The organism is Curtobacterium sp. NPDC090217 (assembly GCF_044746705.1).
Taxonomy (GTDB): domain Bacteria; phylum Actinomycetota; class Actinomycetes; order Actinomycetales; family Microbacteriaceae; genus Curtobacterium.
Genome location: NZ_JBIVCR010000001.1, coordinates 1,176,601 through 1,194,655, shown reverse-complemented (window position 1 = coordinate 1,194,655; position 18,055 = coordinate 1,176,601). Strand labels below are relative to the sequence as shown.

Genomic DNA, 18,055 nt, shown 5'->3' with positions numbered 1-18,055 from the left:
GCATGCCGAAGCTCGCGATCGTCGTTCCCGAGTACCGCACCCGTGAAGCCCCCGGCGGCGGCCTGGCCGCCGTCGCCGACTTCGTCGCCGACGCGCTCGGGGGCGACTCGGTGCCCGTCCACGAGCGGTGGGACGTCCGCATCGTCGCTCCGCGGATGTTCCACGCCGCACCGGAACACGCATCGCTCCTCCGACCGCGGTCGATCGTCCGCGGCGTGCTCGCGGCCCGCCGGCCGGACGGCGACCGGGCCGTGTGGGACGTCGGTACCGTGATGCCGGAGGTCGAAGCGAACCGCTACCGACCGCGACGTCCGCTGACCGAGCTCGTCGACGCGTGCGACGCCGCGGTGGTGATCGCGGGGACGCCGGCGATCGGCTGCGTCATGCGGGACGTCCGGATCCCCTGGGTGCTCAAGGTGGCCTCGCTGGTCGAGGAGGAACGGGCCGCGCGCCTCGCGGACACCCCCGGTGCCCGCGGGTTCCTCCTCCGGCGGGCGACCGCGTCGACAGCACACCTCGACCGGCGGGCGCTGCAGCTGCCCGATGCGGTCGTCACACTGAACGGCTCGATGGCGGATCGCCTCGCCGAACTGACGAGCCGTCCGGTCCGTCTGCTCCCGATGGGCGTGGACACCGACCGCTTCCGACCGGCGGACGTCCGGGTGCATGATGGACCGATCGTCATGGTCAGCCGGCTCAACGACCCGCGCAAGGACGTGCCGACCCTGCTGCGCGCCTACGCCGTCGCACGCCGGGACCACGGCGTCACCAACCGCCTCGTCCTCGCCGGCCGCCACGGTCTCCCCGCCGCGCACCGGGCGATGATCGACGCGCTCGGCCTCCGGAACGACGTCGACGTGGTCGCGGCACCGTCGGACACCGATCTCGCCGCGCTGCTCCGCACGGCGTCGGTCTTCGCGCTGGCCTCCCGCGAGGAAGGACTCGGTGTCGTCTTCCTCGAGGCGATGGCCGCCGGACTCCCCGTCGTCACCACGGCGACCCGCGGCGCCGAGCACGCGGTACCGGCGCTCGCGGGCGTCCACGTGCCGTTCGGCGACGACATCGTGGACGACCTGGCCCGTGCGGTCGCCGAGGTCCTGCACGACCGTCCGCGCGCGGACGCCATGGGCCGGAGCGGACGGGCGCACGTCGACACGACGTACGCCCTCCACGTGGCAGCTCGCCGGTGGCGCGACCTGGTGTCGTCGCTGGCCGCGGGCCGTTCGAGCGGTGTCGCACGATGAGGCGCGTCCGCGTCCTCGCGCCGTACTTCGCGCCGGCGGTCGACGGGGGTGGTCCGATCCGGACGCTCGGCGCGCTCGTCAGGACCGCCCCGGCGGACGTCGCACTCGAGGTGGTGACGCGGGATCGTGACCTCGGCGCCGCCGAACGGCTCGTGGTCCCCACGTGCCCCGTGGTGGACGGCGCCGTGACGATCCGCTACCTCGACACCCGTGGCGTGTCCGGCGCGTGGTCGCTCGTCGGTGCCCTGCGCGCACGACCCGCTCCCGAACTGACCTACGTCAACAGCGTGTTCGACGCGCGGTTCTCGGTGCTCCCGCTCCTGCTCCGACGCTTCGGGGTGATGCGCTCCCGTCGGGTCCTGCTCGCCCCACGCGGCGAACTCGACCCGGGAGCGCTCGCCCTCGGCAACCGGAAGAAGCGCTGCTACCTGCGCGCTGCTCGAGCGCTCGGCGTGTTCCACGGCGTCACGTGGCACGCGTCCACGGAGGACGAGGCCGACCACGTGCGGGCCGCCGTGGGCGGCCGGACCCGGGTCGTGGTCCGGGAGAACGAGACGTCGCTCCCGGACCGGGCCCGGCGACGTGCACCCGAGCGCGGCGAGGTGCTCGAGCTCGTGACGGTCGGGCGGATCAGCCCGAAGAAGCGGACGCACCTGCTGATCGAGGCGCTGGCGGACGTGCGGAGGCGTGTCCGCCTGCAGGTCGTCGGTCCTGCCATCGACACCGCCTACGCACGCCGGTGCCTGGATGCGGCACGGCGGCTCCCCACGAACGTCGAGGTGGCGTTCACCGGGACGCTCGAACACGACGACGTCCTCGAGTGCATCGCCCGCTCGCACGCGATGGTCACCGCGACCGCCGCGGAGAACTTCGGGCACACCGTCGCCGAGACGCTGTCGGTCGGACGCCCCGTGCTCCTGCCCGACACGACGCCCTGGTCGGACCGGGTCCGCGACGGCGGAGGCGCGGTCGTCGACGACGGCGCCTGGACCGCGACGATCGAGTCGTGGGCCGCGATGCCCGCGCCGGAGCTCGCGCGCCGTGCCGGAGCGGCGGCGGACGTCTACGACCGCTGGCGGTCAACCGTGCAGCAGCCGCACGTGTTCGACCTGGTGTTCGGCGACGACTGAGGCGCGCGGCGAGGGGTCGGTGCCCTCGAAGGTCGGCATCGTCGCGTGCCCCGGCTGGGCGATCCCGTGGCGTGAGAGCACGGTGCGGACGGTGGCCACGAGGATCTGGAGGTCGAGCACCGGTGACCGCCGCTCGACGTACTCGACGTCGTACTCGAGCCGACTCGCCCAGTCGATCGCGTTGCGGCCGCGGACCTGCGCCAGGCCGGTCATCCCCGGGCGGACCTCGTGCCGGCGCGCCTGCCGTTCCGAGTAGTGGTCGAGGTAGGAGACGAGCAGGGGGCGCGGGCCGATCAGGCTCATCTCGCCGCGGACGACGTTCACCAGGTTCGGCAGCTCGTCGAGGCTGGTCGCGCGGAGGAACCGCCCGACCCGCGTGATGCGTAGGTGGTCGCCCTCGGTGCCGGCGAGCTCCAACGCGGCGTCCGGTCGCATCGACCGGAACTTGAGGATCCGGAAGGGCACGCCGTCCCGACCGGGCCGGGTCTGCCGGTAGAGCGCCGGACCACCGCCGCCGGCGCGGACGACGACCGCCAGGACGAGCAGCAACGGCGCGAACAGGACGAGCAGCGTGCTCGCGCCGATCAGGTCGGCGACGCGTTTCCACGAGTCCCACGCGCGGCGGGCCCCCGCGTCCCCGGCGGTCACCGCGCGGCCTTCCGCAGGATCTGGTCGACACGGTCGAGCGCGACGCCGCCGTCCATGTGCTCGGCGACGACGGCCAGGGCGTTGGCGGACAGCCGCCTGCGCTCGTCCCCGCTGGTCGCGTGCGCGCGGCGGAATGCCGCCTCCAGTCGGTCCACGTCACCCGGCGGGACGACGATCCCGGCACCACCGTCGGAGACGAGGTCCGCGGCGTCCCCGGAGAGTGCCGCTATGACCGGGACACCGTGCCCGAGCGCCTGCTGGAGCTTGGACGGCACGGTCACCGCGGTCATCGGGGCATCCGCGAGGGAGACGATCTCGAAGTCGGCGTCGGCGTGCACCTCGGGCATCTGCGCCGCGGGGACCGGCGCCCGGAACACGATGTTGCCTGCTCCGAGCTGCGCGGCGAGCGCCCGGAGGTGGCCGTCGACGACCCCGGTCCCGATGACGACGAACTCCAGGTCCCCGAGGTCACCGCACCGGGCCGCGGCACGGACCACGGTGTCGAGGCCCTGGTTCGGCCCGAGCGTGCCCGCGTACACGATCCTGGTCCGCCCGTCGTCGCGGACGTCCCGGACGACGTCCCCGCTGCGGGGCTCGACCCAGTTGAGCAGCGACGTCGTCCGGTCGGGGTCCGCGCCACGATCGGTCAGCAGCGCCGCGGCACCAGGGGCGATCGCGATGACGTGCGCGGCCGCCCGGAGCACCGACCGGAGCCACCACAGCACTGCGCGTGCGACTGCCCGCGTCGCCCAGCGGTTGGCGATCATCCCGGACCCGGTGACGGACTCCGGCCAGATGTCCTGGACGTGCATGACGTACGGCGTCCGGAACCGTCGTCGCCACCGCATCGGTGCGATCCCGACCGTCGGCTGCGCGCTGTAGACGTACACGACGTCGGCATCGCGGCCGAGTCTCGACGCGGAGCACGTCGAGAGCGCGAAGCTCAGGTAGGCGATCACCCGGGCGAACGCCCGGTCGGAGTGGTCCGGGCACATCGGGACGCGATGCACTGTCACGCCGTCCCGTCGCTCGACGTGGCCGAACCGCTGCTTCCAGCCCGGGAACACCCGGCCGCCCGGGTGGTTGGGGAACGCCGTGAGGACGGTGACGTCGTGCCCGCGGGCGTGCAGACCGATCGCGACCGAGTGGACGATCATGCCGACGTTCTCCGGCGGGTAGTACTGCGAGACGATGAGGGTCCGGAGTCGGCGATCGGCATGCACGTTGCAATATTAACATTTGAAATACATTCACACGAGGAGTTCACCGGTCGATTCCGGCTAGTCTCGACCCCGTGCGATGGAGTCGAGTGAACTGGCCGTCAGTGGGCTACGTGTCGCTCGAGGACTTCGAGGGCAAGACCGACCACCTGGCCCGGCTGGTGCAGGACGCACCTCCGCCGGTCGCCGCCCTCGCCACGGTCCGGTGGACCGACTCCCGCATCGCCAGGTGGACGGTCGAGGACGGCCACCGGCACCAGGCGCCCGCGGACGACGACACCGCATCCCTGCCCGATCACGGCGAACCGGACCCCGTGGTCCTGCACGCGGACGTGCTGGTCCGCAACGACGAGGTGCTGGACACGCCAGAGGGACTCTGGCGCCGCTGGAACCACGCCCGCGTCCGTGTCCGCTTCGACGACGCCGTGATCGAGCCGCCGCTCCTCGACGCAGCGACCCTCCTCGCCGGTGACGCGCACGTCATCCGCGGTGAGATCGAGCACGCGGGTCGGGACGCCTGGGAGCTCCGGCTCCTCGTCTCCCCCATCGGCGAGGTCGCGATCCGCTTCACGGACGTCACGATCGAGGTCCGCAGCGTCAACGAAGCGGACTTCACCAGCCTCGAGTCGCGTCCGGCACGCGGCTGGCACGGTCCGGTGCCGGACGGATGGGTGGAGTGGGCGGACGAGGTGGTCCGCGCCGCAGCGTACGGCGACCTGGGCGGCCTGCACCTCGCCGACGACGCCAGCGACGTCGACGACCTGGACCCGCGATGGGGCTTCGCCCCGCTGCACGCCGCAGCCTGGTTCGACCGGCCGGAGATGCTCGAGGAGCTCATCGGGCGCGGGGCCTCCCTCGAGCTGCACGACGTCGAAGGCCGCACGCCGCTGACGCTGGCCATCGACCGCGGCGCACGTCGTGCCGTCGCGGTCCTCGTCACTGCAGGCGCCGACCTGGAGGCCCGGGACACCGACGGCAACACGCCGATCGTCCGCGCGGCTTGGGGTGGCCACGCGGCGATCGTGCGCGCCCTCGCCGAGGCGGGGGCGGACCCCGGTGTGCGCGGGTCGCGCGGTGCGACGCTGCTCATCGCCGCGGTCGACTCCGGGGACGTCGACACGGTGCGTGCCGCTCTCGACCTCGACGTGGACCGGGACGCCCGGGACGACGAGGGCTCGACCGCCGCGGACCGCGCCGACCTGCTCCGTGAGCCGACCGTGGCCCAGGTCCTCGCGGACGACACCTGACCACACCGGCTTGTCGATATTCCTGTTCTGGATGCAGGATGTTCGCTAGCGTCCCGCACATGGGTCCCTCGACGCGACCACGCTCTCTGATCGCCCTCGCCACGCTGGCCGTGGCGGCCACTGTCGGACTCGTCGTCACGACACCGGCATCAGCATCGGCGGCGGCGACGCCGCCGCACGACGCCGGCGGCACGGTCCTGGCCGGCCCGTTCGCGTACCCGCCGATCGACAAGAAGGTGTCGGGCACCGCGACGTCCGTCACCGTCACCGCGACGCCCGAGTGCCAGGAGGCCGTCCGCTGCGAGGTCACCGCCGCCGGTGTGACGCCGAGCAGCAGGGAGCTCCGCCCCCTGGCGATCGGGTCGCAGCCCTGGCCGTCCTGGGTGCAACCCGGCGAGTACATGACGGTCCGCTTCACCTCGGTCGCGTACGGCCGGAACGGCGGCCGGGTCGAGCGATGGGGCGGCGGCGATCCGTGGGTGGGTCGCCCGGGCCCGGCACGGACGAAGCTGGTCGCCGAGATCCGATCGGTCGACCCCGTCGCGAAGTCCGCGGTGATCGCCGGCACGGCGACGAAGGGTGCCCGCGTGTCGATCGGCGGTCAGGGGACGGTCGTCGACGCGAACACCGGCACGTGGTCGATCACGGTCACCGGTCTGTCCATCGGCACGAACCCGCTCGTCGCGATCCAGGAGATCAACGGCATCGAGTACGACCGGGTGCCCCTGTCCGTCGTCATCGACCCGCCGGCGCTCGACCCGGTGACGGTGACCGGTCCGGCGACCGTGCAGCCGGGTGTCGAGAACCGGTTCACCGGCACCGCGACGCCCCGAGCCTCGTTCCGCGTCCTGGATGCCTCCGGCAACCCGCTCACCCCCGGGGAGCACGCCGTGTCCGGTGACGGCACGTGGGCGTTCGCCCTGACCGTCCCGGCAGGTGTGACGGAGTTCCGGTTCGCCATCGAGCAGACCGCGAACGGGCGGACCGAGACGAGCCGGCTGTTCACGATCCCGGCGGACACCAGGAGCGCGCCGGCTGCCCGGTGACGGGCAGCCGGCGGGTCAGGACTCGAGGGCGTTCGCCTTCGCGACTCCGCCGTACCAGTGCGCTGACGGCTTCGGGGTGCGCTCGAACGTCACCGGGTCCCAGGACACCAGCCCGAACGTCGGCCGGAAGCCGGACGCCCACTCGTAGTTGTCCAGGAGCGACCAGTGCTGGTACCCGAGAACCTCGATGCCGTCCTCGATGCAGCGGTGGATCCCCTCCAGGGCGCCCTGCGTGTAGGCCTGGCGACGGGTGTCGTCTGCGGTCGCGATGCCGTTCTCGGTGATCATCAGCGGGACGTGGCCGGAGAGCTCCCACGCGCTGCGAAGTCCGTCGGCGGAGGCCTCCGGGTAGAACTCCCAGCCGGTCAGGGTGGTCTCGTTCGTCTCGTCGACGGGGAGCGGACCGTTCGGCCCGACGAACGTGCGGGTGTACGCCTGCACGCCGAGGAAGTCGTCGCCGGCGGCGTTCTCCAGGTACCAGTCGTCGCGCGGGTACCCGTACTCGCGGAGCATCTCGTCGGCGCCGGGCTCGCCGTTCGAGCGGAACGCCTGGGTCGCGACGGTCCACCCGGACTGGAGGCCCGACACCTGTCCCAGCACCTCGCGCGACCGCTGGTGGCTGGCCAGCAGGGCGTCGGCGACTCCCAGGTCCGGGTTCGGCAGGCCGTAGGCCACCAGGTTCCTGGCGTCCTCGCCTCCGGCGAGCATCGCCGCGATGTTCGGCTCGTTGATCGTGCAGACGTAGCGGACGCCGTCCGAGACGACGGGGAGCGCCGCCTCGGTGTAGCGGGCGAAGCGGTCGGCGGCGTCGGGTGCACGCCAGAAGCCGTCGCGCTCGAACCACCGGGGCACGGTGAAGTGCATGAGGGTGACGATCGGCTCGATGCCGAACTCGTGGCAGGCCTCGACCATCCGGCGGTAGTGGTCGATCTCGGCACGGCTGACGAACCCGCGCTCCGGTTCGATGCGCGCCCACTCGATGCTGAACCGGTAGGAGTTCAGCCCGAGGTCGGCCGCGATGCGGATGTCCTCGCGGTACCGGTGGTAGCTGTCCGCGGCGTCCCCGGAGGGCTCGACGATGGAGGTGTCCGGCTCGTGCTCGTGCACCCACCAGTTGCTGTTGACGTTGTTGCCCTCGATCTGGTGTGCAGCGGTGGCCGCGCCCCAGAGGAAGCCGTCCGGGAATGTCAGCGTGGTGATGATGGGGTCCTTTCAGTGCTCGGACAAGAACGCATCGAAGACGGCGACCGTCCCGAGCGGGTTCTCGACCTGGGGGCCGTGGTAGCTCTCCGGGATGACCGCGTAGTCGGCGCCGAGCCGCTCGGCCATGTCGTGCTGCCACGGGATCGGCCATGCCGCGTCCCAGACGCCGTGCGCCACGAGGGTCGGGAGACCGGTCTCGCGAAGCGCGTCGGTGGTGTCGGACGGGTCCTCGAGGATGCCTGCGCCGGCGAGCACGCTGAGCACGCTCGTGTGGTCGAAGCGCTCGCGGACCATCCGGACGTCGTCGGGGAGTTCCTCGTCGGGACGACCGGCCCAGAGCGGGTTCGTCGCGTCGAAGAGCGCGCGGTTGCTGCACGACTCCGAGACGATCGCGCGCTCAGCGGCCTTGCGGTTCGCCCAGCCGTGCGGGCCGGAGCAGAACATCGTGACGTCGCGGAAGGCGCTCGGGTCCTGGATCGCGGCCGCGCGGACGATGACCCCGCCGAGCGAGTGCCCGATGAGGTGCACGGGCGCGCCGTCGTCGAGGAGCCTCGCGACCCGGACGACGTCGGCGGCTTCCTGCTCGAGCGTGTACTCGCTCCGGTCCGTCGGCGCCACCGAGTCGGCCTGGCCGCGCCGGCTGATCGCCACGGCGGACCAGCCGGCGTCGCGGAGGACCGGCAGGAAGGTCCGCCAGTCCTCCTTCGAGCCGGTGTACCCGGGGACGATCAGGACGGTGCCCTTGGACTCGCCCTCCGGCACGATCCGGTACGCCGTCAGTCGTCCGATCGGCAGGTCGACGCCGACGACATCGACGCCGTCCGGGGTGGGCAGGTGTCCGAAGGCGGTGACCGCCTCGAAGTCGTGCAGGGTGCTCACAGTGCTCCTTCCGCCAGCCGTCGGCGCGGGTTCGGCACCGCGTCGAGCAGGTCGATCGTGTAACTGTCCTGCGGGTTCTGCAGCACGTCGGCCGTCCGCCCGCGCTCGACGACGGCGCCGTCGTGCAGCACCATGATGTCGTCGGTGATGAGCCGGGCGCTCAGCAGGTCGTGCGTGATGTAGAGGAGCGAGACGCCCCACTGCTCGCGCAGGTCTTCCAGCAGCGCCAGCACGCCGGCACGGAGCGTGACGTCGAGCATCGAGACCGGCTCGTCGGCGATGATCACCTGCGGGTCGCTCGCGAGCGCCCGGGCGATGACCACGCGCTGCCGCTGACCGCCGGAGAGCTGGTGCGGGAGCTTCTGCGCGAACTGCTCCACGGGCGTGAGCCCCACGGTCTCGAGGAGTTCGAGCACGCGGTGCCGCGCTTCCTTGCCGCGGAGGCCGGTGTAGTTCACGACCGGGCGGGTCAGCGTGTACTCGACCGTGTGCAGCGGGTTGAGCGCCGCGTACGGGTCCTGGAACACCATCTGCACCTCGGAGCGCAGGTCCCGCAGGCCCCGGCGCCCGAGCTTCGCGACGTCCAGGTCACCGAAGCGGACGGTGCCGCTCGTCGGCTTCTCGACGCCCGTGAGCATCTTCGCGATGGTCGACTTGCCGGAGCCCGACTGGCCGACGAGCGCGAGCGACTGCCCCGGCTCGAGCGTGAACGACACGTCGCGGACGGCGCGCACGGGCTCCTCGCCGCGACGCGGCGGGGCGTAGGTCTTCACGAGGCCGTCGACGACGATCGGGTTCTTCGCGGCCGTGCGCTCGCGGGTGCCGACGGTGGCGTGGGAGGTCGTCGCCTCCTGTCGCTTCTCCCCCGACTCCGCGCGGAGCGAGCGGTCCGGGAAGCCAGGCAGCGAGACGACCTCGGCACGGGGATCCGCGTAGTGCGAGAGGAGCATCTGCGTGTACTCGTCCTGCGGGTCGCGCAGGATGTCGCGGGAGCCGCCGTCCTCGACGATCCGTCCCTCGTGCATCACGAGGACGCGCTCGGTGGCCTCGAGCACGATGCCGAGGTCGTGGGAGATGAGCACGGCCGTGAAGCCCTCCGATCGCTGCAGCTCGATGATCGTGTCCATCACCGCGTGCTGCACGAGGACGTCGAGCGCCGTGGTCGGCTCGTCGAACACCATGAGCTGCGGCTCGAGGGACAGCGCCAGTGCGATCGACACGCGCTGCCGCATGCCGCCGGAGAGCTCGCCCGGGTACCGGGCCAGCATCGAGTCGGGGAGCTTCACCTTGCCCACGAGCTCGCGCATCCGGCTGTCCCAGCGCTCGCGCGGGACGTGACCGTGCGCCTTGAAGATGTCGATGAAGTGGTTCCGGATGGTCCGCACCGGGTTGAGCGCGTTCATGCCGGACTGCAGCACCATCGCGAAGCCGCCCTGCCGCTGCTGGCGGAGTGCTTCCTCGTCGAGGTCGCGGATGTCCTTGCCGGCGAAGACGATGCTGCCGCCGTTCGTCCGCGCCGGCGGCTTCTGCAGTCGGGTCAGCGCGTAGCCGAGCGTCGACTTGCCGGAGCCGGACTCGCCGACCAGGCCGACGAACTCGCCCTTCTTCAGGGAGAACGACACGTGGTCGACCGCTTGGACCGCGGTCTGGCCGGCCGACTCGTAGACGACCGACAGGTCGCGGACGTCGAGCAGGACGTCCGCAGCCCGCGGGGCGGACGTGATGGGAGCCTCCAGGCTGGTCATACGGCCTTCTCCTTCTTGACCCGCGCGCCCTCGCGCAGTCGCGGGTTCGACACGGCGTCGACGCCGAAGTTGATCAGGGTCAGGCTCATCGCGAGGAGCGCGATGCACAGACCCGGTGCGAACAGCAGGATCCACTGGCCGGTGAGGAGCGCGTTCGAGTTCTGCGCCCAGTAGAGGATCGTGCCCCAGCTGACGATCGAGGAGTCACCGAGGCCGAGGAACTCCAGGCCGGCCTCCGCGAGGATCGCGCTCGTCGCGGCACCGAAGAAGCTGCCGACGATCAGGGACGTCATGTTCGGCAGGATCTCGCGGAAGACGATGCGGGTGGCACCCTCGCCGGAGAACTGCGCGGCGGTCACGAAGTCACGGCCGCGCAGCGACTGCGTCTGCGAGCGGAGGACGCGAGCGCCCCATGCCCAGCCGGTCACCACGATGACCGCGATGATGACGGCGATGCCACCGTTCTGCAGGTAGGCCGCGATGACGATCATCAGGGGCAGGCCCGGGATCACGAGGAACAGGTTCACGATGAACCCGATGACCTCGGCGATCCAGCCGCGGACGTATCCCCAGCTGAGGCCGATCGCCACCGCCACGAGCGTGGACAGGATGCCCGCGACCGCTCCGACGAGGACCGAGATCCTGGCGCCGTAGATGATCTGGGACAGGACGTCCTCACCGGCGGCCGTCGTGCCCATCCAGTGCGCGGCGGTCGCGTCCTGGCTTCGCGGGAACCCGTTCTGGCTGGCGCCGTAGGGGGCGAGGAGCGGGGCCGCGATGGCGACGATCACGAACACCGCCAGGATGATGATGCCGATCCGGGCCTTGGTGTTGCCCCAGACGACGCCGAACTGGCGGGCGGCTGACTTCAGGCGGCTCGGGGCTTGCTGCTCCGGCGCTTCTTGAGTGCGTACTGCGACTGTGCTCATCGTCGAGTCCTCGGGTCCAGGACGCCGTAGAGGACGTCCACGATGAAGTTGGCGATGAGCACCGACACGGTGATCATCAGGAAGAGTGCCTGCATGAGCGGGTAGTCCTGGCCGATGACGGCGTTGAACAGCAGGTAGCCGATGCCCGGGTAGCCGAACACCTGCTCGACGAGCACCGAGCCGCCGACGACACCACCGAGCGCCAGACCGAAGCCGGTCAGGTTGGGCAGGATCGCGTTGCGGGCGGCGTAGCGGATCGCGACCGTGCGACCACGGAGACCGTTCGCCTCGGCGAAGGTCACGTAGTCGTCGCCGAGCGTGTTGATCATCGCGTTGCGCATGCCGATGATCCAGCCGCCGAGGCTCGTCACGAGGATGGTGAGCGCCGGCAGGATCGCGTGCTGGATCGCATCGCCGGCGAACGCGGCGCTGAAGCCGGGTGTCGTCGTCGCCGAGTACGCGCCCGTGGTCGGGAACCAGTGCAGGACGTAGCCGAGGAAGAACAGCAGCAGGAGCGCCGTCCAGAAGTACGGGAACGTCGACATGAAGCTGCCGGACAGGGTGGGGAGCGAGTCGAGCCAGGTGCCGCGCTTCCACGCTGCGCCGACACCGATGAGGGTGCCGAGCACGAAGGCGATGACCGTGACCAGGCCGACGAGGATCAGCGTGTACGGCAGGGCCCGGGCGACGAGGTCCCCGACGTTCTGCGGGTAGAACGTGTAGCTCACGCCGAAGTCGAGCGTGACGACCTGGTGCAGGTAGCTGACGTACTGGTCCCAGAGGTTGCCGGTCGGGACGCCGAGCTGCGCCTCGATGGCCTTCTTGGTGGCGTCGGTGACCGGGCCGTTCTGGCTGAGCTTCGCCAGGGCCGCGTCGGTCGGGCTGCCCGGCATGAGTCGCGGGAGCACGAAGTTCAGCGTGACCGCTGCCCAGAGGGTCAGGACGAAGAGGACGAGTTTCTGGAGGATGTACTTCACTGGTTGTCCTCTGCGTCCTTCAGGATCTTCTGCCCGGCGGCGCTGTCGCGCAGACGGAGCTTGGAGAAGATGAGCAACGGGGCCGAGTCGTAGTTCTGCGGCGCCATGTACGGGTCCTTCGCGCTCGGCCAGCCGACGAACTTGCTGGTGTTGAAGAGCCCCCAGAGGCCGCCGTAGTACATCCCGATGACGGGCAGGTCGTTGTAGACGACCTCCTGCAGCTGGTCGAGGATCTCCTGCTGCTTCGCGGTGTCCGTCGTCGCCTTGTACTCGTCGAGGAGCTTCTGCGTGTCGGCGTTCTTGTAGCGCTCGTAGTTGTTCACCGTCGACTTGCCGACCGGCTGGTAGAAGTCGGAGCTCAGCAGCGAGTTGAACGCCTGGTACACGTCGCCGTTGCCCATGCCACCCATCGCCATGTCGAACGTGCCGTTGTTGATGTTCTGCTGGTACCCGGCGGGCTGCGGGGCCTGGATCGTCACCTTGATGCCGATGGCCGTCAGGTTGCGGCGGACCTCCTGCGCGGCGCGGAGCCAGTCGGAGTACCCGTTCGCGGTCATGATCGTGATCTCGAGCTGCTTGCCGTCCTTGACGATCTTGCCGCCCTGTTCCACGTAGCCGGACTTCGCGAAGGAGGCCTTCGCGGCGTCGACGTCCTGCGTGATGACGCCCTTGTCGGGGATGGCGTCGTTCACGTACTTTTCCTGGTTCGGCAGGATCAGGCCGGTCTGTGCCGCCGCCTTGAGGTTGCCCTCGGTGGCGGTCTCGGCGATGTCGTCACGGTTCAGCGCGAGCGAGATCCCCCGGCGGACGTTGACGTCGTTGTACGGCGCCTTCGTCAGGTTCGGGATCAGGCCGATCACACCGCCCGGCGGGAACCAGTACGTGTTCGTCTTCGATGCGGCACCCCACGTGCCCTTCACGTCGGAGATGAACGAGTACGCCCAGTCGTAGCCACGGGTCACGGTGTCGAGCTGCGTGTTCGTCGCCGGCAGGATCAGGTGCTTGATGGCGATCTTGTCGGCCTGCCAGTAGGACGTGTTCTTGTCCATCGAGTACTGCTGGTCGGTGTAGTTCCCGAGGACGAACGGGCCGGTGCCGACGGGGTTCGGGTCACGGTAGGTCGTCGGGTCCTTGACGTCCTTCCAGTGCTGCTCGCCGAGGATGTACGTCTGCCCGATGATCGTCAGGCTGGGCACGTCCTCCGACTTCAGGTGGAAGACCACGTGCTGGCCCTGCTGGTCGATGCTGGCGATGTGCTGCCACGCACCCTTGACGTCCATCGCGGGGAACTTCTTCAGCAGGTCGAATGTGAAGACGACGTCCTTCGCGCTGAACGCGTCGCCGTTGGACCACTTCACGCCGCTGCGGATCGTCATGTCGATCGTCTTCGCGTCGGGCTGCGTCCAGCTGCTCGCGAGCCACGGGTTGCGCTTGCCGTCGAGCGGGTTCACCTCGATGAGGGGCTCGTACATCCACTTCGACGCCGTGCGGGCGTTCGCGATGTACGGGTTGAAGTTGCGGTCGAACAGCGGGTTGCCGTGGTCCGCGTTGATGAGCATCGTGTCCTTGCCGATGCTCGGGTCCGGCTGGGAGCGGACCTGGATGCTGCAGCCGGTGGCGGTGAGGGCCACGACTGCGAGCCCGGCGAGGGCCGCCATCAGGCGTCCGCGCCGTCGTGCGCGCTGGCCGCGCGTGCGCTGTGGGGGAAGCGTCATTGCTCGGTCGACCTCCGTGTCGAGTGGGTACCGAGACAATGTATGCGCTTACATCGCGCTGCGCAAGCGTCGGATTCCGGTGTCCCCCGTCACGGTTCGCTCGGGTACCGGCGCGGGCCAGCGGCCGGCCGGCGTGCGGCGCGCGGCGCGTGACGGGCGACGTGCGACCGGTCACAACGCCCCGCTCAGGTTCACCCAGCGGTCACGAACCGTCGCCAGAACGCGCGGGGACCGACGAGATGTGACCAGTCGGCGCGCAACCAGCGGGGTGTCGTGACCACTCCGGACTGCGGCGGGCGGGCACCGAGGCGCGAAATTGAGTACGAGCACGAGCACGAGCACGAGTACGAGTGCGGGCACGACGCGCGGGCGCGGGCACGACGCGCGTCAGAGCGCCGGGGGGCAGCTCTCGCGCAGGAGGACCTCGACGGGCAGGCGCATCGAGCGCGGGGGGCCGGCGGGGCTGTCCAGCCGGTCGACGATCGCCGCGACGGCAGCGCGCCCGAGCGCCCCCATCGGCTGGTGCACGGTGGTCAGTCGCGGCGACGAGAACCGCCCGGCGTCGATGCCGTCGAACCCGGTCACGACGACGTCCTCGGGCACGCGGAGCCCAGCGGCGAGCAGCCCGTCGAGGACGCCGAGCGCCGACTGGTCGTTCGAGCACACGATCGCCCGCGGCACACCATCGGCCAGCAGCGGCCCGACGAGTTCCCGCGCCCGGACCCGCCCGAAGTCGCCGTGCACCGTGCGGACGGACGACGCCTCGACACCGTGGTCCGCGAGCGCCGCCGCGAACCCTGCCGCACGCTCCAGGTCGTCCGGCGAGTCGATCGGCCCGGCGACGTACGCGATCGACCGGACGCCCAGCCGCCCGATGACGTGTGACGCCAGCGTGCGCATCCCGGCGGCATTGTCGACACTGACGGAGTCGAAGCCGTGCGAGCGTCGGTCGTCGGCGAGCATCACGACGGGGATCCGGCGGGCGACGTGCTCGAGCAGGTCGTCCGGCACGGTCTGCGCCAGCACCGCGAGCCCGTCGACCCGGCCTGCGACGTCGTTCACGACGACGTCGCGTGAGGGACCTCGACCGGCGGCGACCATGAGTGCGAGGCCACGCTGCCACGCCTCCGTCTCGGCGCCGCGGAGGACCTCGTCGAAGTACAGGTTCGAGGCGAACGGCTGCGTCACGTGCCGACGGTCGTCGACCACGCGGACGCCGCCGTCGGTGACGAGCCCTGGTCGCTCGTCCGCGACGACGTCGAAGCCGGGGAGCAGCAACCCGATCACGCCCGTGCGACGTCCTGCAAGCGCTCGAGCATTGCCCGACGGGACGTACCCGAGTGCTCGGATCGCCGCCTGCACGCGGTCGCGGGTGCCCTCGCGGACGGCGTCCGGCGTGCGCAGCACGCGGGACACGGTGGCGATGGAGACGCCGGCCGCAGAGGCGACGTCGTAGACCGTGGGAGGTGCCGTGCGCTGGTCGGCCAACCCGTGCCTCCCGTCCGTCTGGTGATCCGTACCGGGGCGAGCCGCCCCGACAGCGGACCATCCTAGGCACCGGTCGCCGACACACTTCTCCACAACCGCCGCGGGACCCTTGCGCGGTCCGAAGCGATCCGACGACACTGGAGCGACCTCAGTACGTCCCGTGGGGAAGCGCAATCAGCGGACGGTGTCCGCATCATCGCGGGCATGCGCCCGCACTCGGGAAGGACGATCGAGATGTCACAGTCGACACATTCCGGGCGCCGCGACGCGCACCGCCTGAACCGCGACGAGGCAGAGGTGCGTGACGCGCTCCTCGAGCACTCCGAAGACTCCGTGACCGCCTGGATCGCCGAGGAACGGACGCGCATCGAGTGAGCCGCTGACGCGGCCCCGGACAGGAGGCCCGGTGCAGCGAGTCTGCGCCGTCACCTCGTCGAGCGGGTCGCGTTCCGTGCTCGCCGTGGGTCGCGCAGATCGGGTCGCGACGGGCAGTTCCGGGTGCGGTCTTGCGCCGTCAGCGCTCCGTCGCACCCACGATCGCCATGCCGGCACCGCGGAGACGGCGGCGTTCCTGGGCGATGAAGGCGAGCAGACGGTCGTTCGTCCCGGCGACGTGCGCGGCGAGCAGTTCGGCCGCGCGGTCGGCATCCCCGGCCTGCACGGCGTCGAGGATCGCGCTGTGCTCGTCCCACGCGGCGTCCCGGGCCTCGGGCGTCCGGACCTCGATCCAACGCGTCCGCTCCAGTCGGGTCAGCGCATCGGCGATCGCGTCGGTGACGAACCGGTTGCCGCCGAGGGCCGCCAGGTCGAGGTGGAATGTCGAGCCCATCCGGATGCCGGCCTGCTGGTCCGGCGTCGGCTGCAGGGCGTCGAGGTGCGACCGGACCTCGGCGAGCTGCTCACGGGACGCGCGCGCGACGGCGAGCCGTGCGGCGGCGGGCTCGAGCACGCCGCGGAGCTCGGCGAGCGACGCGATCTCGTCGAGGTCGATCGGGGTGACGGTCCACGAGCGCCCCTCGTGGAGGATCAGCCCCTCGCGCTCCAGTCGTGACAGCGCTGCACGGACGGGCGTGCGCGACGCGTGGAAGCGCGCCTCGAGCCCGCGCTCGGAGATGCGCTCGCCCGGCGCGATGTCGAGGGTGAGGATCGCGCCACGGAGGTTGTCGTAGAGCTGGGCCGTCTGCGACACGGGGGCTGCGTCGGTCGGTTCGGTCACGGCACATCAGCCTAGTGGCGCGGCGCCTCGAATGGTATACCGTTTTGGTATACCAATCAGTTCCGCGACGAAACGACTGCTTCCATGACGACGACGGCTCACCGCACGGCCGCGACACCCCCGATCACCGCCCGCGCCTGGACGATGCTCGCGCTCGGCGTCGCCGCACAGGCCGCCGGCACGCTCGTGGTCTCGGCACCGGCGTTGCTCATCCCGTACCTGCACGCCCAGGGCACGTCGCTGACCCTTGCGGGGCTCCTGGCCGCCGCTCCGACCTTCGGCATGGTACTGACGCTCATCGCCTGGGGTGCGATCACCGACCGCTTCGGCGAGCGCATCGTGATCGCGGGCGGTCTGGTCCTGACGACGCTCGCCGTGGTCGGCGCGTGGGCCGCGGCAGGGAACCCGGTGTTGCTCGGGCTGGCGTTCCTGGCGGGCGGCATGACGAGCGCGTCCACGAACGCCGCGAGCGGACGCGTGGTCGTCGGCTGGTTCCCGAAGGAGCGTCGAGGGCTCGCGATGGGGATCCGGCAGATGTCGCAGCCGCTCGGGGTGACGCTCGCGGCGGTCACGGTGCCGCAGCTCGCCGAGGCGCAGGGCATCAGGGCGTCGCTCGTCCTGCCGATCCTCCTCTGCGCGGTGCTCGCCGTGTCGTGCGCGATCGGCATCGCGAACCCGCCGCGGCCGGTCCGCTCAGAGGCGGCGACGACCGTCACGGCGAACCCCTACCGGACGAACGGCTTCCTGTGGCGGATCCACGCGGTGTCGATCCTGCTCGTGGTGCCGCAGTTCACGCTGTCGACCTACGGCCTGGTGTGGCTCGTCGGGCTCGGGTGGTCGACGCCCGCGGCGGGGCTGCTCGTCGGGGCATCGCAGTTCGTCGGCGCGATCGGACGGATCCTCGTCGGCGTGTGGAGCGACCGGGCGGGATCCCGGGTCGGACCACTGCGCATCGTCGCGATCAGCGCCGCCGTGGTCATGGCCGTGCTGGCACTCGTCGACGCGACACACCTGGCCGGCGCGGCGGTGTTCCTCGTCATCGCGACGAGCGTCACCGTGGCGGACAACGGGCTCGCGTACACGTCGGTCGCCGAGGCCGCTGGGCCGTTCTGGTCCGGGAGAGCACTCGGGGCGCAGAACACCGGGCAGTTCATCGCGGCGAGCGCCGTCGGCCCGGGGATCGGTGCGCTCGTGGGGGCGCTCGGGTTCGCGGCGTCGTTCGGCATCGTGGCGGTCCTGCCACTCCTGGCGCTCCCCCTGGTCCCGCACGCCGACCGCTCCCACGACTGACCCGCGCGGCAACCACGCGCGATTCGTCCCACAACGCCCGCAATGGGATGCGGAATCGCGCGTAGGGGGTCGGAACTC

Annotated in this window: 16 protein-coding genes; 6 read left to right on the top strand and 10 right to left on the bottom strand. The window is 71.0% G+C overall.

Translation table 11 applies throughout. The features are described from left to right. The first annotated feature begins 2 nt into the window (after nt 1–2). Together ACIPJ2_RS06010 and ACIPJ2_RS06005 are read left to right on the top strand one after the other, a co-directional pair. Nucleotides 3–1,244 (top strand): glycosyltransferase family 4 protein, encoded by a 1,242-nt coding sequence (locus ACIPJ2_RS06010; RefSeq protein WP_402727997.1) that lies wholly within the window; start codon nt 3–5, stop codon nt 1,242–1,244. Beyond that, on the top strand, nt 1,241–2,374 hold the full coding sequence (locus tag ACIPJ2_RS06005; RefSeq protein ID WP_402727996.1) for a glycosyltransferase: 1,134 nt from the start codon (nt 1,241–1,243) through the stop codon (nt 2,372–2,374). The genes ACIPJ2_RS06010 and ACIPJ2_RS06005 overlap by 4 nt, the downstream gene beginning before the upstream one ends. On the opposite strand, the gene ACIPJ2_RS06000 is transcribed toward ACIPJ2_RS06005, so the two are convergent. Next, entirely contained in the window at nt 2,324–3,022 is a 699-nt protein-coding gene (locus tag ACIPJ2_RS06000) for a sugar transferase (RefSeq protein WP_402727995.1), read from the bottom strand. The two genes, ACIPJ2_RS06005 and ACIPJ2_RS06000, sit on opposite strands and share 51 nt — an antisense overlap. Further along, nucleotides 3,019–4,245, bottom strand: coding sequence for a glycosyltransferase family 4 protein (locus ACIPJ2_RS05995; RefSeq protein WP_402727994.1), 1,227 nt, complete (start codon nt 4,243–4,245; stop codon nt 3,019–3,021). Before ACIPJ2_RS05995 ends, ACIPJ2_RS06000 begins: the two co-directional genes overlap by 4 nt. A gap of 71 nt (nt 4,246–4,316) precedes the next feature. On the opposite strand from ACIPJ2_RS05995, the gene ACIPJ2_RS05990 reads away from it, so the two are divergent. Then, on the top strand, nt 4,317–5,489 hold the full coding sequence (locus ACIPJ2_RS05990; RefSeq protein ID WP_402727993.1) for an ankyrin repeat domain-containing protein: 1,173 nt from the start codon (nt 4,317–4,319) through the stop codon (nt 5,487–5,489). A 59-nt stretch (nt 5,490–5,548) separates the two neighbouring features. Further along, a complete protein-coding gene (locus ACIPJ2_RS05985; RefSeq protein ID WP_402727992.1) occupies nt 5,549–6,535 on the top strand; it encodes a hypothetical protein in 987 nt (328 codons plus the stop codon). A 15-nt stretch (nt 6,536–6,550) separates the two neighbouring features. Here ACIPJ2_RS05985 and ACIPJ2_RS05980 read toward each other — a convergent pair whose 3' ends face one another. The 7 genes from ACIPJ2_RS05980 to ACIPJ2_RS05950 all read right to left on the bottom strand — a co-directional run bounded on the left by ACIPJ2_RS05980 (nt 6,551) and on the right by ACIPJ2_RS05950 (nt 15,471). After that, complete coding sequence (locus tag ACIPJ2_RS05980; protein ID WP_402728321.1) at nt 6,551–7,738, bottom strand: glycoside hydrolase family 1 protein; 1,188 nt, start codon at nt 7,736–7,738, stop codon at nt 6,551–6,553. 9 nt (nt 7,739–7,747) lie between these two features. Further along, nucleotides 7,748–8,617, bottom strand: coding sequence for an alpha/beta fold hydrolase (locus ACIPJ2_RS05975; protein WP_402727991.1), 870 nt, complete (start codon nt 8,615–8,617; stop codon nt 7,748–7,750). Beyond that, the gene (locus ACIPJ2_RS05970; RefSeq protein ID WP_402727990.1) at nt 8,614–10,362 is read right to left on the bottom strand and encodes an ABC transporter ATP-binding protein; all 1,749 of its coding nucleotides are present in this window, start codon (nt 10,360–10,362) and stop codon (nt 8,614–8,616) included. The genes ACIPJ2_RS05975 and ACIPJ2_RS05970 overlap by 4 nt, the downstream gene beginning before the upstream one ends. Next, a complete protein-coding gene (locus ACIPJ2_RS05965) occupies nt 10,359–11,291 on the bottom strand; it encodes an ABC transporter permease (protein WP_402727989.1) in 933 nt (310 codons plus the stop codon). Before ACIPJ2_RS05965 ends, ACIPJ2_RS05970 begins: the two co-directional genes overlap by 4 nt. Next, nucleotides 11,288–12,268: an ABC transporter permease gene (locus ACIPJ2_RS05960; protein WP_402727988.1), complete on the bottom strand. Its 981-nt coding sequence runs from the start codon at nt 12,266–12,268 to the stop codon at nt 11,288–11,290. The genes ACIPJ2_RS05965 and ACIPJ2_RS05960 overlap by 4 nt, the downstream gene beginning before the upstream one ends. Then, nucleotides 12,265–13,983, bottom strand: coding sequence for an ABC transporter substrate-binding protein (locus ACIPJ2_RS05955; protein WP_402727987.1), 1,719 nt, complete (start codon nt 13,981–13,983; stop codon nt 12,265–12,267). The genes ACIPJ2_RS05960 and ACIPJ2_RS05955 overlap by 4 nt, the downstream gene beginning before the upstream one ends. 387 nt (nt 13,984–14,370) lie before the next feature. Next, a complete protein-coding gene (locus tag ACIPJ2_RS05950; RefSeq protein WP_402727986.1) occupies nt 14,371–15,471 on the bottom strand; it encodes a LacI family DNA-binding transcriptional regulator in 1,101 nt (366 codons plus the stop codon). Between the two features lie 234 nt (nt 15,472–15,705). On the opposite strand from ACIPJ2_RS05950, the gene ACIPJ2_RS05945 reads away from it, so the two are divergent. After that, nucleotides 15,706–15,846 (top strand): hypothetical protein, encoded by a 141-nt coding sequence (locus ACIPJ2_RS05945; protein WP_402727985.1) that lies wholly within the window; start codon nt 15,706–15,708, stop codon nt 15,844–15,846. A gap of 139 nt (nt 15,847–15,985) precedes the next feature. On the opposite strand, the gene ACIPJ2_RS05940 is transcribed toward ACIPJ2_RS05945, so the two are convergent. Further along, nucleotides 15,986–16,687 (bottom strand): GntR family transcriptional regulator, encoded by a 702-nt coding sequence (locus ACIPJ2_RS05940; protein ID WP_402727984.1) that lies wholly within the window; start codon nt 16,685–16,687, stop codon nt 15,986–15,988. A gap of 84 nt (nt 16,688–16,771) precedes the next feature. Between ACIPJ2_RS05940 and ACIPJ2_RS05935 the strand changes: the two genes are divergently transcribed. Further along, entirely contained in the window at nt 16,772–17,977 is a 1,206-nt protein-coding gene (locus tag ACIPJ2_RS05935; RefSeq protein ID WP_402727983.1) for an MFS transporter, read from the top strand. Nucleotides 17,978–18,055: the final 78 nt, after the last annotated feature.

Coding starts and splice junctions, on each gene's coding strand:
- ACIPJ2_RS05955 (WP_402727987.1), bottom strand. CDS start 13,983: ATGACGCTTCCCCCACAGCGCACGCGCGGCCAGCGCGCACGACGGCGC.
- ACIPJ2_RS05965 (WP_402727989.1), bottom strand. CDS start 11,291: ATGAGCACAGTCGCAGTACGCACTCAAGAAGCGCCGGAGCAGCAAGCC.
- ACIPJ2_RS06005 (WP_402727996.1), top strand. CDS start 1,241: ATGAGGCGCGTCCGCGTCCTCGCGCCGTACTTCGCGCCGGCGGTCGAC.
- ACIPJ2_RS05935 (WP_402727983.1), top strand. CDS start 16,772: ATGACGACGACGGCTCACCGCACGGCCGCGACACCCCCGATCACCGCC.
- ACIPJ2_RS05985 (WP_402727992.1), top strand. CDS start 5,549: ATGGGTCCCTCGACGCGACCACGCTCTCTGATCGCCCTCGCCACGCTG.
- ACIPJ2_RS05970 (WP_402727990.1), bottom strand. CDS start 10,362: ATGACCAGCCTGGAGGCTCCCATCACGTCCGCCCCGCGGGCTGCGGAC.
- ACIPJ2_RS06010 (WP_402727997.1), top strand. CDS start 3: ATGCCGAAGCTCGCGATCGTCGTTCCCGAGTACCGCACCCGTGAAGCC.
- ACIPJ2_RS05945 (WP_402727985.1), top strand. CDS start 15,706: ATGTCACAGTCGACACATTCCGGGCGCCGCGACGCGCACCGCCTGAAC.